Here is a 15,190-nt window from a genome sequence, read left to right as displayed (position 1 = left end):
GAAATTAGCAGTAATTTAATTTTTTAAATATGTTATAATTCGGAAGGCGAGAAAAGGGGGTTAAATTATGAGTAATTTTAATCAATTTGGTTTTAAGCGGTTTTTAAATTTAGGCCTTGCTGAATTAAAATTTGTTGAACCAACTATTGTTCAAGAAAAAGTAATGCCATTATTATTAAAACATCAAAATGTTATATGCAAGGCACATACAGGAACTGGAAAAACATTTACGTTTTGTTTACCAATTTTAAATAATATAAATTATGAGCAAGCAAAGATTCAATCTATTATTGTGACCCCAACCCGTGAATTAGCAAAACAAATTTATGATAATATTCGTTTTTTTAAAAAATTTGAACCAAATTTACAAGTTAATTATTTTATTGGTGGCGAAGATATTAAACGTCAAATTGAGCAATTGCAACGAATCCAACCCCACATTATTATTGCCACTCCAACGCGACTAAAAAATTTGTTTGAACAACAAAGCCTAAACTTAGGTAAATTAACAACTTTTATTATTGATGAATGTGATATGCTTTTTGATTTAGGTTTTATTGAAAATGTTGATTATATTTTGAGCAAAGTGAATGCTAATGTTCAAGTATCTGTTTTTTCTGCAACAATTACGCCTGAGTTAAAACCTTTTTTAATCAAGTATTTAAAAAATCCACATTATTTAGATTTAAATGCCAATCAAATAACAAATCAAAACATTACACATATTTTAATTCCAACAAAACATCAAGAACGAGAAACAATTTTATTAAAACTTTTAAAAACATTTGATCCATATTTATGTTTAATTTTTGTTAATAAAAAAACAGATATTAATAAGTATTATGATTTGTTATTAGAACATAATTATTCTGTCATCCAATTACATGCTGGATTAGAACCACGATTACGAACACAAGTTGTTAAACGAATTCGAAATTTAGAATATAAATATGTTATTGCAAGTGATATTGCAGCGCGTGGAATTGATTTTATTGGTGTTAGTCATGTTATTTCAATTGATTTACCAACTGATTTAGAATATTATATTCATCGTAGTGGTCGTACTGGGCGGGCAAATTATACTGGGTATAGTTATGTTCTTTATGATACAAAAAATTTAAGTTTAGTGCAACAATTAATGACAAAAGGAATTACTTTTAAAACAAAGAAATGAAATCAACAAGGAGAATTGGTTGAAACAGTTCTTGGTGATGATAATTATAAAAAACAATCTTCTCTTACAGTTGATAATGAAATTAATAAAATTATTCATCGTTATAAAACAAAAGATAATAATAAAAAAATTAAACCTGGTTATAAGAAAAAACGGAAAGCGGAAATTGATGAATTTAAAAAACAAGTTCGTCGGAGTCACATTAAAGAATCAATTAAAAAAATTAAAAAAGAAAAAGCAAAAGAACGGGCAAATAAATTATTTAATAAAGATTAAAAAGAAAACTTAATGTTTTTTGTTAATGTTAATTTTTTTAAAACAAGAAACAAAAGTCTTTTTTTTTTTTTTTGTATAATTATCTTGTAGTTTTTAAAATTACAAAATATATTATGAAATGGCGCCCTGTACGATGAACCGTCAAAAAAACAATTCTTGTGAGATTGTTTTTTTATTTTTCTATTAAAAAAATAAATTTATTTGCATTATTCATCGGATAGTATCTTTAAATTTAGAACTTTTATCATAAAAACAGATGTTATTATATTTTCCCTACACAAAATAAATGATATTTTTATAAATTTCCTTTCAATAAAGGTATTATCCGTTGAATAATACAACGCTTAAAACTTAATATTTTGATACTTAAAGATGAATAACTCTTCTATGACACGAAGCCTTAAAGAAAGTGTGAAAGCGATTGGATTTACTACTCCTATTTATTTCTTTAATTCTCGGCAAGATTAATCACTTGCGAAATGTCAGAGCGCGTGTTTTTTGGCTTGTTTTCATAAAAAGAGTGCTGTTAAACCGAAAAAACAATATCGGACACTAAAAAAACAAGAGGGTTGGAGCTCCAAAAGGTTATTTTCTTTATATAAAGTTGTCTGGGGGTGGATTAAACGTAATTAATAACTGGGTAAACTTTTTTTGTTTATTTCCGTAGGGGGATAAACTCTGTCTAAATATCCTACCGCCACCGCTCACCCCCCAAAAAAGTGAAGCGGTCGGCGAAGTAAATAAATACTAAAATACAAAATACATTATTTACTAAATATCAAAATATTAACCAATAAAAAAATATTATTTTTTTACAGAAAGGAAAATATTTTATGAAAAAATGAAATAAAAAAATTGAAAGTAAATTACAAGAATTAATGATACGAGCTTATCCAGTTTCAGTAGATGAAATAACTGATGAATATTGAGCATTAGGCAAAACTAATTAATGAAAGGATTAATTATAATGACAGAATATAAAAGTTTGTATATTAATAAAACTTGAAATAAAATAACAACTTCATTTGATTGAATTAATTGTAACCTTGTTAATTGTCGTATTTCTCATCATAAAAATCATTATGATTTGCAATGTTTAGAATGAGTAAAAATGTACTTAAATTTATTTAAAAACAAATGAGATGTAATTGCTTCTTATATACAGCATTACAAAATTAACGATATTTTAGATTTGGCTTTCGATGGATGAAAAATATTACAAATTGACAAAAAAATAAACCAAATAAATTAAAATATATTATTGCAATTGACCCTGATGGAGGTGGAAAAACTGGCATTATTATTTATAATGTTTTGCAACAGAAAATAATTAATAATATTACTTTTCATTCTAAAAACGAAGAAGAAGCAATAAATAATATCTATTTAATATTAAACAACTTTCAAAAGCAAACTTGTTTTTATTTAAATAAAGTTCTTGTAATAATTGAAGATTATCAACTTCATAAGGGATTAAAAATAACAAACCCACTATATACACCTAAATTTATCGGCGGTTTAAAAGTTTTATGCAAATACCTATTTAATTTAAAATATGTTTTACAATAACCAGTTGCTAAGGAAAATTATAGCTATAAAGGAAATATTAAAATGACAGAGCATGAACACGATGCATGAAAACATTTACAATATTTTTCTTTAATTTTGTAGAAAACTCTTGATATTTATAAAATATACCTAATTTTAGGTATATTTTTAATATAAGAGGTGAATAATTAATGGAAAAAATAATTAAAGAATTAATAAATAGTTTAACAGATGATCAATTTTTAGAATTTCATGAAAAAGTCAAAAAAGAAGCAGAATTAATTAAAAAACAAAAACGCTTAAATGAAATTGATAAAAAATTTAGGGATAAAGGTATTAAATGTCCTAATTGTCAATCTTTTTATTGTGTTAAAAATGGTCATAATCCTGAAGGAAAACAAAAATATTTATGCAAAAAATGTCGTGCTAGTTTTGATGCTTTTCGTGATCATTTTACGTATTGAAGTCATTTAAATTATGAACAGTGAAATTTATTGATTCAAATTTCATTATTAGGCCAATCTAGTAAAATGATTTCCCACTTTATTAAAACATCACCGAAAACCGCTTGATATAATCGCCAAAAAATAATGAAATCAAAACAATTAGAAAACACCCAATTAAAATTTAAAACGTTAAATGGCCAAATTCAAATCGATGAAACATTTATTAAAGAAATCCACAAAGGTAATTTTAAAGATAAATTTGATAAAAGAAAAATTCATCTTGATTCATTTTCAACCAACACTAAATGTTGTGTTCAAATGGCTGTTGATAGCAATAATAATATTTATGTTAAATCAACCAACACAAAACGATTACAAAAACAGTGAATTATTGAAAATATTAATAAACAATTAATCAAATAAAATTCAATTATTATTTCTGACATGCAACCATTATATTTATTAGTAGCAAAACAAACAAATTCTATTTTATTAGCAACTAAAACTAGTACAAATCCTGATGCTAGTTATCGGAAGTTAAATAAAATTAGTAAATTACAATCAAATCTTAAAGAATCCTTAATTCATTATCATGGCTTAGGTTTCACGAACATTCAAAATTATTTAAATCTCTGAAAATGAAAATACCAGCATAAAGGTTTAACGCCAAACCAACAATCATCGGTATTATATTTTAACGTATAAAAAAGTTAAATAACAATATTAAAAGTTTATATAATTTTCTTTTAAAGTTATCATATTGATGATTTTTTTTATTTCATCAAGAGTTTTCTGCAAAATTAAAAATATTTTTTAACAAAAGGAGTTGATAAAAATGGTACAAACAAAAAGCAATTTATCGAAAAAAACAGTTAGCAGTAAAACAAAAAATAAAAGAATTAATAAATTAGAATTAACTGTTAGATTACATGAAAACCCGATTAAAACTAAGATTAAAGCGCTTGTTGCTGGTGGCGTTGAAGTTGATGCATGTTCTGCTAAATGTCAGTGATAGGGATTAAATTATTCAACATTATCAATATATAATCCGCCAATTATATCTGAGTTTTTGAAATTAAGAAAAGATGATGAGATAAAAATTAAAGGCTCGGTATTTAATCAACTAAATTTAAAAACTAAACGTTATTTTTTATCTTTTAGAGTAGATAGCTTTGAAATTATGAAAAAAGCAATTAGAAAAAGAACAAATATCAAAAAATAATGAAGTGAAGAGAAATGATAAAAAATGTAAAGTATGTTCTAATTGATGAAAACAATGAACCGATTAAAAATGAGAATGATAGTTTTAATATCAAAACTGCATAAGTTATTTTAGAGAATTCTGAAGAAATTACTGAATTTAATGCAAGTAATTTAGAAAATAGCAATCAGCAAATCAACGAATTACAAACAAAAAACACTAAATTAATTTCACAATTAGAACAACAAACCCTACAATTAAAACAAATTGAAATTAATAATTTTAATAATTCTTTAACTGATAATGAAGAATTTAAAAACGTCTTATTAAAATCTTATGATATTAACGATAATATTGAAGTAATTAAAACACACATACAAATGTTTATGATGAATTAATCAAAATACAAATCGTTAATACCGGCGGCGTACAAAAAACAGAAAACAACGAAAATAATATTATCGATGAAGATAATGTATTTAATAAATATAAAGAAGGAAATAAATTATGGCACAAAATCCACAAAGAATTTTTGGTGATATTGTTAATCAAGCAACAAAAAATGATCGTGAATCATTTGATCAATTATATTTACAAACTTATCAACAAAAATTTAGTTGAGAGGCACTATTTGCTTGAAAAGAAGCCAATAAATTTGGATTAACATATAAAAGAAAGAAAAATATTAAATATAATGAAGGTTTAGGATCAAACGGAGAAGTATTTAATACCGATGATAATTTATTAAAATATTCAACAGTTGAATTTGAAGATGGAATTGTTGAATTAGATAGAATTTTAACTTTTGCTAGTAAATTAGACCCCGTAGAAAGTGATTTTAATCCTAATCTTTGGGCTGCTGATATTGAACAAGCAATTGATACTGAGGTTGCTTATAAACGCAATAAAATTTTAGAAATTATTAATAACGGAAAAGTTACAACTATTCAAGGTAAAAAAGCAGATGATACAAATGCTTTACAAATTCATGATGAAATTATGGATAAAATATATGAAAATGGCTTTACCCCTTCAGAAACAATTGTTTGGAATGGCAACACTTTTTAGGACACTTTTTATATAGACATTTGTTTTCTAAAAGTAACTGGAGATAAATAATTTAAACTGCCATGAATTCGAATATTGGATAGGCTACAATTATTAGGACCATAATTATATAGACTTCAAAATTAGATAAAATTATTAAGAAAGAAGGAATATAAAAATGGGAAATAAAACTTCATACTCTGAAGAATTTAAAAAACAAATTGTCATGCTATATAAAAATGGTAAAATTGTTATTAATCTAGGGCAAGAATATAATTTACCAAAACCAACTATTTATAGTTGAGTTAAAAATTATAATAATTCTGGTTCATTTAAAGCAAAAGACAATCGCACACTAGAAGAAAATGAAATAATAACTTTGCGAAAAGAACTTAAAGACTTGAAAATGGAAAATGACATTTTAAAGCAAGCCGCACTGATAATCGCCAAAAAATAACAATAATTAATAACAACAAAACAAAATATTCAGTAAGAAAAATATGTAAGATTTTGGGTTTATCAAAAATCAACGTATTATTATCAAACTAATAAATGTATTAACAAGCAAGTTAATAATTATGAACAAGAAATTATCAGTGCCTTTAATAAAAGCCGCAAAATTTATGGGGCTCGCAAAATTAAAGTTATTTTAAACAGAAAAGATATCATCTTATCGCGGCGAAAAATCAGATTCTTTATGATCAAAAATAATTTGGTTTCTAAATACACCAAATTAAAATATCATAATCATAAAACAACAGTCAATAATGACCAAATTAATAATATTTTAAATCGTCAATTTAACAACAAAAAATCTAATGAAGTTATTGTTAGTGATTTAACATATGTTCAAGTTGGCGCTAAATGACATTATATTTGTTTATTAATTGACTTGTTTAATCGTGAAATAATTGGTTATAGTGCTGGGCCGAATAAAACAGCCGAACTGGTCCAACAAGCTTTTCATAAAATAACACGACCATTAAATCAAATAACTCTATTTCATGCTGATCGTGGTAATGAGTTTAAAAATAAAATCATTGATGAAATTTTAATAACTTTTAATATTAAAAGATCATTAAGCAATAAAGGCTGCCCTTATGATAATGCTGTGGCTGAAACAACTTACAAAACTTTTAAAAATGAATTTATTAAGGGTAAAAAATTTAAAAATTTAACACAATTAAAATACGAACTTTTTGATTTTGTGCATTGATATAACAATATTCGAATTCATGGCAGTTTAAATTATTTATCTCCAGTTACTTTTAGAAAATAAATGTCTATATAAAAAGTGTCCTAAAAAGTGTTGCCATTCCAAATTAGTTGAAAGCAGCTTTAATAAACTTCAATTTTCATTAAGCAATATTAAAATATTTCACACTGATCAAGGCAGTGAATTCAATAATAATCTTATTTATAACCTGTTAGTTAAAAATGGGATTCAAAAATCTTACAGTAAACCAGGTTGTCCTTATGACAATGCTGTTGCGGAATCAACATACAAAATTTTTAAAACTAAATTTATTAAAAATAATAAATTTAAAAACGTTGAGCAGTTTAAATTAGAATTATTTGATTACATTAATTGGTACAATAATATTCGAATTCATAGCAAACTAAATTATTTAACACCAGTGCAATACAGAAATTATTATTCTACATAAAATTTGTCCAAAAAACCCTTGCCATTCCAAATCCAGATTGTAAAGTATGCGATAGTTGCGAAGAATGTTGTAATTATAATAAAAAAGAAGAACTTGTGTTACAATCTGAAGAATAATTTATTTTAAAGAAAAACATAAAATTTATTGATTTTTTTTAAGATAACGATATAATTAATTATGGTTGTTTCAGTTTCAACCGCTCTTTGACTTTTAAGTACATAAAGGATATGCAATACTTATCTACTTACAAGGCGAGTCTAAACTGGAGGTGTAAAAATGTTTGCAATAATTAAAACTGGAGGGAAACAGCTTCGCGTTTCTCAAGGTGATGAAATATTTGTTGAAATGTTAAATGGTAATGAAGGTGAAAAAGTTAATTTCACTGAAGTTTTAATGATTGATGGAGAAGTAGGAACTCCTTTTATTAAAATGGCATCAGTAACAGGAACAATTTTAAAACAAGGAAAGCAAAAGAAAATTGTTGTTTTCCATTATAAACCAAAGAAAACACAACATAAAAAATATGGGCATCGTCAACCATATACAAAAGTTAAAATTGATCAAATTTTGTTATCAGGTTCTTCTAAATGAACAACAACAGATGCCAAAACTAAACCTACTGTAGCAAAATCAACAACTGCTGCAAAATCAACTGTAAAACCTGTTGCTGATAAAAAACCAGTAACAACAGAAAAAACAGCAACAACAAAAGCAGTTTCTTCAGGCGAAAAAACCAGTAGCGGCAAATCCAGCAGGAAAAACAACAACTGCAGCAAAGCCAGCAGCTAAAAGTTCATCAACAACATCAGCAAAAAAACCAGCATCAAAAACAAAACAAAGTGACAAGTAAAACATTATGATTAAGATTATAATTACGAAAACTGAACAAAAAATCAAGAAAATTGAAATTACCGGGCATGCTAAAGCAGCTGAATATGGTAAAGATCTTGTTTGTGCCGCAATAACAGGAATTGCAACTGGTGGTTTAAATTCAATTGATCAAATTAAACCAAATAGTTGTCAATTCATTGTTAAGGAAGGACTAATTATTATTACAGTAAAAAATAATAGTGCTGACTTACAAGTTGTGTTACAAACAATTTATTATCAATTTTTAACAATTTATCAGCAATATCAAAAATTTATTAGTGTAAAGGAGGTTGAAGAATAATGATTAAATTCGCATTAGGCTTACAGTTATTTGCTTCAAAAAAAGGAGTAGGGTCGACTAAAAATGGTCGTGATTCACATTCAAAACGATTGGGAGCAAAAAGATCTGATGGCCAAACAATTAGAGCAGGATCAATCATTTATCGTCAACGTGGAACAAAAGTTAACCCAGGAGTAAATGTTGGGCGTGGTGGTGATGATACCTTATTTGCCTTAATTGATGGGATTGTTAAGTTTGAAAAATTTGGACGAAATAAAACAAAAGCATCAGTTTATCAAAAACAAGTTAAATAAATAAAAAAATACTAATTCTACTTTTTTCTTTAATTTTGTAGAAAACTCTTGATATTTATAAAATATACCTAAAATTAGGTATATTTTTAATATAAGAGGTGAATAATTAATGGAAAAAATAATTGAAGAATTAATAAATAGTTTAACAGATGATCAATTTTTAGAATTTCATGAAAAAGTCAAAAAAGAAGCAGAATTAATTAAAAAACAAAAACGCTTAAATTAAATTTATCAAAAATTTAGGGATAAAGGTATTAAATATCCTAATTGTCAATATTTTTATTGTGTTAAAAATGGTCATAATCCTGAAGAAAAACAAAAATATTTATGCAAAAAATGTCGTGCTAGTTTTTATGCTTTTCGTGATCATTTTACGTATTAAAGTCATTTAAATTATGAACAGTGAAATTTATTGATTCAAATTTCATTATTAGGGCAATCTAGTAAAATGATTTCCCACTTTATTAAAACATCACCGAAAACCGCTTGATATAATCGCCAAAAAATAATGAAATCAAAACAATTAGAAAACACCCAATTAAAATTTAAAACGTTAAATGGCCAAATTCAAATCGATGAAACATTTATTAAAGAAATCCACAAAGGTAATTTTAAAAATAAATTTGATAAAAGAAAAATTCATCTTGATTCATTTTCAACCAACACTAAATGTTGTATTCAAATGGCTGTTGATAGCAATAATAATATTTATGTTAAATCAACCAACACAAAACGATTACAAAAACAGTGAATTATTGAAAATATTAATAAACAATTAATCAAAGAAAATTCAATTATTATTTCTGACATGCAACCATTATATTTATTAGTAGCAAAACAAACAAATTATATTTTATTAGCAACTAAAACTAGTACAAATCCTGATGCTAGTTATCGGAAGTTAAATAAAATTAGTAAATTACAATCAAATCTTAAAGAATCCTTAATTCATTATCATGGCTTAGGTTTCACGAACATTCAAAATTATTTAAATCTCTGAAAATGAAAATACCAGCATAAAGGTTTAACGCCAAACCAACAATCATCGGTATTATATTTTAACGTATAAAAAAGTTAAATAACAATATTAAAAGTTTATATAATTTTCTTTTAAAGTTATCATATTGATGATTTTTTTTATTTCATCAAGAGTTTTCTACAAAATTAAAACTTTTTTTCAAAAAATTAGTATTTTTTTATGGTTATAATATATCTATTAAAAGGAAGATTAGAATGATTTCCAATAAAGAATCTTGAAAAGATTGACAAGTTTATTATCAATTATTGTTTGCCATTTTAATCGGATTTAGTTTTTTTAGTTTTGTTTTACCAATTCAATATATTTATATCATAGGCTCAATTGTGATGATTATTTACTTCTTATCTTTTATAAAATATCAAAGTAAGATGACAAGAACAAATATTTATCAACAACAAGATCTTTGAAAATTTTATTTTTACCCAATTATTGGAAAAATTATTAATATAGTCCATGGAAAGTGTCATTGCCAAACAGGGAAGGCATGCCCCTATCAATATTTTTCTTAAATGTGCATCAATTATTTTCAGGAGTATTTGGTGCACGATGATTTCTGAACGCGGTGATAGTTGTTTCAGAATTAGTTTTCTAAACTAAAACTATTATTCAATTTTTTAGAGACAGAATTATAATAATAAGAAAAATTTGAGAAAGAAATGCAGCGATATTTTTTTATTAATCAAAAGAAATATCATTCGTTAAGGACAATTATTAATAATTTATTAGTAATTGTTTTTTATTTTTAAAAGAAAGGAATTAAAGAAAATGAAAAAGAAGAAGCATGTTAGCAAGTTTGGTTTTATTGTTTCCACATTTAGGGACAGCAATTGGACTTGGAATGGTAAGGGTTTTTTGGACAAATTTTATGTAGAATAATAATTTCTGTATTGCACTGGTGTTAAATAATTTAGTTTGCTATAAATTCGAATATTATTGTACCAATTAATGTAATCAAATAATTCTAATTTAAACTGCTCAACGTTTTTAAATTTATTATTTTTAATAAATTCAGTTTTAAAAATTTTGTATGTTGATTCCGCAACAGCATTGTCATAAGGACAACCTGGTTTACTGTAAGATTTTTGAATCCCATTTTTAACTAACAGGTTATAAATAAGATTATTATTGAATTCACTGCCTTGATCAGTGTGAAATATTTTAATATTGCTTAATGAAAATTGAAGTTTATTAAAGCTGCTTTCAACTAATTTGGAATGGCAACACTTTTTATATAGACATTTGTTTTCTAAAAGTAACTGGAGATAAATAATTTAAACTGCCATGAATTCGAATATTGTTATATCAATGCACAAAATCAAAAAGTTCGTATTTTAATTGTGTTAAATTTTTAAATTTTTTACCCTTAATAAATTCAGTTTTAAAAGTTTTGTAAGTTGTTTCAGCCACAGCATTATCATAAGGGCAGCCTTTATTGCTTAATGATCTTTTAATATTAAAAGTTATTAAAATTTCATCAATGATTTTATTTTTAAACTCATTACCATGATCAGTATGAAATAGAGTTATTTGATTTAATGGTCGTGTTATTTTATGAAAAGTGGAATGGCAACACTTTTTAGGACACTTTTTATATATACATTTGTTTTATAAAAGTAACTGGAGATAAATAATGGATATGCTACAATTATTAGGACCATAATTATATAGACTTCAAAATTAGATAAAATTATTAAGAAAGAAGGAATATAAAAATGGGAAATAAAACTTCATACTATGAAGAATTTAAAAAACAAATTGTCATGCTATATAAAAATGGTAAAAGTGTTATTAATATAGGGCAAGAATATAATTTACCAAAACCAACTATTTATAGTTGAGTTAAAAATTATAATAATTCTGGTTCATTTAAAGCAAAAGACAATCGCACACTAGAAGAAAATGAAATAATAACTTTACGAAAAGAACTTAAAGACTTGAAAATGGAAAATGACATTTTAAAGCAAGCCGCACTGATAATGGCCAAAAAATAACAATAATTAATAACAACAAAACAAAATATTCAGTAAGAAAAATATGTAAGATTTTGGGTTTATCAAAATCAACGTATTATTATCAAACTAATAAATGTATTAACAAGCAAGTTAATAATTATGAACAAGAAATTATCAGTGCCTTTAATAAAAGTCGCAAAATTTATGGGGCTCGCAAAATTAAAGTTATTTTAAACAGAAAAGATATCATCTTATCGCGGCGAAAAATCAGATTCTTTATGATCAAAAATAATTTGGTTTCTAAATACACCAAATTAAAATATCATAATCATAAAACAACAGTCAATAATGACCAAATTAATAATATTTTAAATCGTCAATTTAACAACAAAAAAACCTAATGAAGTTATTGTTAGTGATTTAACATATGTTCAAGTTGGCGCTAAATGACATTATATTTGTTTATTAATTGACTTGTTTAATCGCGAAATAATTGGTTATAGTGCTGGGTCGAATAAAACGTCCGAACTGGTCCAACAAGCTTTTCATAAAATAACACGACCATTAAATCAAATAACTCTGTTTCATACTGATCGTGGTAATGAGTTTAAAAATAAAATCATTGATGAAATTTTAATAACTTTTAATATTAAAAGATCATTAAGCAATAAAGGCTGCCCTTATGATAATGCTGTGGCTGAAACAACTTACAAAACTTTTAAAACTGAATTTATTAAGGGCAAAAAATTTAAAAATTTAACACAATTAAAATACGAACTTTTTGATTTTGTGCATTGATATAACAATATTCGAATTCATGGCAGTTTAAATTATTTATCTCCAGTTACTTTTATAAAACAAATGTATATATAAAAAGTGTCCTAAAAAGTGTTGCCATTCCAGTCCAATTTATCTTAACCCATCCAAAAATTAAATTAATTGCATTAGATATGGATGGAAATTCTTGTTCCTTTCATCAGGGGATCCACGAGGCCAATATTATGCCAATTATTAAAGCACAAGAAATGGGCGTGTGAGTTGTTTTTGCAACAGGACTACCAGTATTAACTTAGTTATCAGAAGCTATTAAAGTAAAAATGGATTATTTTCACCAATACTTTATTGGTTTTAATGGTGCATGTATTTATGATATTAAGACACATACAATTGTTCATCAACAAACCTTGTCTGCTTCTCAAGTTAATTTTTTATTTCAATTGGTAAAAAAATATCATAAAAAATTATGATGTTATGTTGATGATTTAACCAAAGTTATTGTTAATTTTAATCCTGTTGTTGAAAATAATCCTGAATTAGCATTTTTTCATGGAGAGTTTATTCAATATGATTATGCATTAGCAATTCAAAATGAAGGTTATAAATGTATTGTAATGGATGTTCATGAAAACGACGATTTTATTATTGCAACTCGTGGACAAAATATTGAAATTGCAATTGATGCCTCATGAACAGCAGAAATAAATGCTTCAGGGATTAGTAAACTAGCTGGTTTGAAATTAATTTCATCCCAATGGAATATTGCTTTATCAGAAATGATGGCAATTGGTGACAGTATGAATGATTATTGAATGATTAAAAATGTAGGGCTAGGAATTGCGATGAAGAATGGTCAAGAACAAATCAAGGCAGTAGCAAAAGAAGTAACTACAACCGTTGAAACAGGTGGTGTTGCAAAAATGATTGAAAAATATATTCTCAATAATAGAAAATAATTATATAATTGTTAAGGAAAGAGAAAAAGAGGAGAAATAATAAAATGAAAGTTAAACAACCAATTTTATTGGCAATTCTTGATGGATGAGGAATTGCGCCTGATTCAAAAGGAAATGCTGTTACACAAGGGCATATGGTCAATGTTGAAAAGTTAAAAGCAAAATATCCATGAGTCTCAGCACATGCGGTAGGAGAATGAGTTGGTTTACCAGAAGGGCAAATGGGAAATTCTGAAGTTGGACATATTCATTTAGGAGCAGGTCGCATTAAATATGAATCATTAACTTTAATTAATAAAGCAATTAAAGATGGAACATTTAATCAAAATCCAGAACTTTTAGCTGCAATTAATTTTGCAAAAAAAAATAATGGTGCTTTTCATATTATGGAATTATTTTCAGATGGTGGTGTTCACTCACATTTAAACCATATTTTTGCTGCTTATAAATTAGCAGCACAAGAAGGAATAAAAGAAATTTACTTGCATATTTTTGGTGATGGACGTGATACGAAACCAGAATGTATTAAAATTTATCTTAAACAATTTCAACAATTACAAAACGAATTAAAAGTTGGCGAAATTGCAACCATTGGTGGTCGTTATTACGCAATGGATCGTGATAAAAAATATGACCGAGTGCAGGTTGCTTATGATGCTTTAGTTTCAAGAAAAGGCTCGGAATTTAGTGACCCAATAGAATATATTGACCGTGAATATCAAGCCGGCCGTAATGATGAATTTTTAATGCCAGCATATAATATTAATACTCCAAAAGGTTATATTAAATCAGGTGATGCTGTCTTTTTTGCTAATTTTCGCCCTGATCGTGCTATTTCAATAGCTTCAGCTTTAACAAATCCTAATTTTCCGGGTAATGATGCACAAATTTATTTTATGCCAAAATTACATGATATTTATTTTGTTTCAATGATGGAATATGCAGAAACAGTTGCTTCAAAACATGTTGCTTTTAAACCAATTGAAGTTATTAATGGTTTAGGAGAATGATTAAGTAAAAAAAGTTATCGTCAATTACGAATTGCTGAAACAGAAAAAATTGCTCATGTTACATTTTTCTTTGATGGTGGAAAAGATTATTTTAAAAATGGTCTAGCAACACAAGCCGAAATTACATTACCAGGGGCTTCAGCAGATTTAATTCCATCACCAAAAGTAGCAACTTATGATTTAAAACCAGAAATGTCAGCGTATGAAATTACTGATAAATTAATTGCTGAACTTAATCGAAATGAATTTGATGTTATTATTTTAAATTTTGCAAATTGTGATATGGTTGGGCATACTGGAATCTTACCAGCAGCAATCGAAGCAGTTAAAGCTATTGATAATTGTCTTGGTAAAATTTATGCAGCAATTGAGAAAGTTAACGGAATTATGATTATTACTGCTGACCACGGAAATGCTGAAATTATGATAGATGAAACAGGTGGTCCTAATAAAAAGCATACTTCACAATTGGTTCCAATTATTATTACAAAAGAAGGGTTACAATTACGAAAAGATAATCCGGCAATTGCTGATATTGCTCCGACAATCTTAGAATTATTAGGTGAAGAAATTCCCCCTGAAATGACACAACCATCATTAATTATTAAGTAAAAGACATTGCAAAATGTCTTT

The 15,190-nt window shown here is 26.1% G+C and carries 15 protein-coding genes and 4 pseudogenes; 17 read left to right on the top strand and 2 right to left on the bottom strand.

Annotated elements, in window-relative coordinates:
* The first annotated feature begins 67 nt into the window (after positions 1-67).
* The 14 genes and pseudogenes from AAHM76_RS05560 to AAHM76_RS05505 all read left to right on the top strand — a co-directional run bounded on the left by AAHM76_RS05560 (position 68) and on the right by AAHM76_RS05505 (position 9,892).
* On the top strand, positions 68-1,450 hold the full coding sequence (locus tag AAHM76_RS05560) for a DEAD/DEAH box helicase (RefSeq protein ID WP_342255669.1): 1,383 nt from the start codon (positions 68-70) through the stop codon (positions 1,448-1,450).
* 967 nt (positions 1,451-2,417) lie between these two features.
* The gene (locus AAHM76_RS05555) at positions 2,418-2,702 is read left to right on the top strand and encodes a hypothetical protein (protein WP_342255668.1); all 285 of its coding nucleotides are present in this window, start codon (positions 2,418-2,420) and stop codon (positions 2,700-2,702) included.
* Entirely contained in the window at positions 2,657-3,019 is a 363-nt protein-coding gene (locus AAHM76_RS05550; RefSeq protein WP_342255667.1) for a hypothetical protein, read from the top strand. Before AAHM76_RS05555 ends, AAHM76_RS05550 begins: the two co-directional genes overlap by 46 nt.
* A gap of 170 nt (positions 3,020-3,189) precedes the next feature.
* A complete protein-coding gene (locus AAHM76_RS05545; RefSeq protein WP_342255666.1) occupies positions 3,190-3,867 on the top strand; it encodes an IS1/IS1595 family N-terminal zinc-binding domain-containing protein in 678 nt (225 codons plus the stop codon).
* A 21-nt stretch (positions 3,868-3,888) separates the two neighbouring features.
* On the top strand, positions 3,889-4,149 hold the full coding sequence (locus AAHM76_RS05540) for a hypothetical protein (RefSeq protein WP_342255665.1): 261 nt from the start codon (positions 3,889-3,891) through the stop codon (positions 4,147-4,149).
* Positions 4,150-4,279: 130 nt separating this feature from the next.
* Positions 4,280-4,459, top strand: coding sequence for a hypothetical protein (locus tag AAHM76_RS05535; protein WP_342255664.1), 180 nt, complete (start codon positions 4,280-4,282; stop codon positions 4,457-4,459).
* A gap of 693 nt (positions 4,460-5,152) precedes the next feature.
* Positions 5,153-5,713: a hypothetical protein gene (locus AAHM76_RS05530; protein WP_342255663.1), complete on the top strand. Its 561-nt coding sequence runs from the start codon at positions 5,153-5,155 to the stop codon at positions 5,711-5,713.
* A gap of 157 nt (positions 5,714-5,870) precedes the next feature.
* Positions 5,871-6,971, top strand: a pseudogene (locus tag AAHM76_RS05525) (IS3 family transposase).
* Entirely contained in the window at positions 6,940-7,359 is a 420-nt protein-coding gene (locus AAHM76_RS08605; protein ID WP_425289474.1) for an IS3 family transposase, read from the top strand. The pseudogene AAHM76_RS05525 and the gene AAHM76_RS08605 overlap by 32 nt, the downstream one beginning before the upstream one ends.
* Positions 7,360-7,635: 276 nt before the next feature.
* A pseudogene (rplU, locus tag AAHM76_RS05520) lies at positions 7,636-7,926 on the top strand (50S ribosomal protein L21); the annotation flags it as partial.
* Between the two features lie 289 nt (positions 7,927-8,215).
* The gene (locus AAHM76_RS05515; RefSeq protein ID WP_342255662.1) at positions 8,216-8,530 is read left to right on the top strand and encodes a ribosomal-processing cysteine protease Prp; all 315 of its coding nucleotides are present in this window, start codon (positions 8,216-8,218) and stop codon (positions 8,528-8,530) included.
* A 2-nt stretch (positions 8,531-8,532) separates the two neighbouring features.
* Complete coding sequence (rpmA, locus tag AAHM76_RS05510; protein ID WP_425289473.1) at positions 8,533-8,823, top strand: 50S ribosomal protein L27; 291 nt, start codon at positions 8,533-8,535, stop codon at positions 8,821-8,823.
* A gap of 226 nt (positions 8,824-9,049) precedes the next feature.
* Complete coding sequence (locus AAHM76_RS08600; RefSeq protein ID WP_425289472.1) at positions 9,050-9,205, top strand: IS1/IS1595 family N-terminal zinc-binding domain-containing protein; 156 nt, start codon at positions 9,050-9,052, stop codon at positions 9,203-9,205.
* 30 nt (positions 9,206-9,235) lie between these two features.
* A complete protein-coding gene (locus AAHM76_RS05505) occupies positions 9,236-9,892 on the top strand; it encodes a transposase (protein ID WP_342255660.1) in 657 nt (218 codons plus the stop codon).
* An 833-nt stretch (positions 9,893-10,725) separates the two neighbouring features.
* Here the strand turns inward: AAHM76_RS05505 and AAHM76_RS08595 are convergent.
* Together AAHM76_RS08595 and AAHM76_RS05500 are read right to left on the bottom strand one after the other, a co-directional pair.
* Positions 10,726-10,950, bottom strand: a complete 225-nt coding sequence (locus tag AAHM76_RS08595) for an IS3 family transposase (protein WP_425289471.1) — start codon at positions 10,948-10,950, stop codon at positions 10,726-10,728.
* A gap of 139 nt (positions 10,951-11,089) precedes the next feature.
* A pseudogene (locus tag AAHM76_RS05500) lies at positions 11,090-11,398 on the bottom strand (IS3 family transposase); the annotation flags it as partial.
* Positions 11,399-11,574: 176 nt separating this feature from the next.
* Here AAHM76_RS05500 and AAHM76_RS05495 point away from each other — a divergent pair.
* From AAHM76_RS05495 to gpmI, 3 genes and pseudogenes are all read left to right on the top strand, one after another.
* Positions 11,575-12,687 (top strand): annotated as a pseudogene (locus AAHM76_RS05495) (IS3 family transposase).
* 224 nt (positions 12,688-12,911) lie between these two features.
* Positions 12,912-13,547 (top strand): HAD hydrolase family protein, encoded by a 636-nt coding sequence (locus AAHM76_RS05490; protein WP_342255659.1) that lies wholly within the window; start codon positions 12,912-12,914, stop codon positions 13,545-13,547.
* A 44-nt stretch (positions 13,548-13,591) separates the two neighbouring features.
* Positions 13,592-15,169, top strand: a complete 1,578-nt coding sequence (gpmI, locus tag AAHM76_RS05485; RefSeq protein WP_342255658.1) for a 2,3-bisphosphoglycerate-independent phosphoglycerate mutase — start codon at positions 13,592-13,594, stop codon at positions 15,167-15,169.
* The last annotated feature ends 21 nt before the right edge of the window (positions 15,170-15,190 follow it).

Source organism: Spiroplasma endosymbiont of Poecilobothrus nobilitatus, from assembly GCF_964030655.1.
In the GTDB taxonomy this organism is placed as follows: Bacteria; Bacillota_I; Bacilli_A; order Mycoplasmatales; family Mycoplasmataceae; genus Spiroplasma.
Note: the sequence above shows the minus strand (reverse complement) of the source record. Positions and strands in the feature narration are given on the sequence as shown.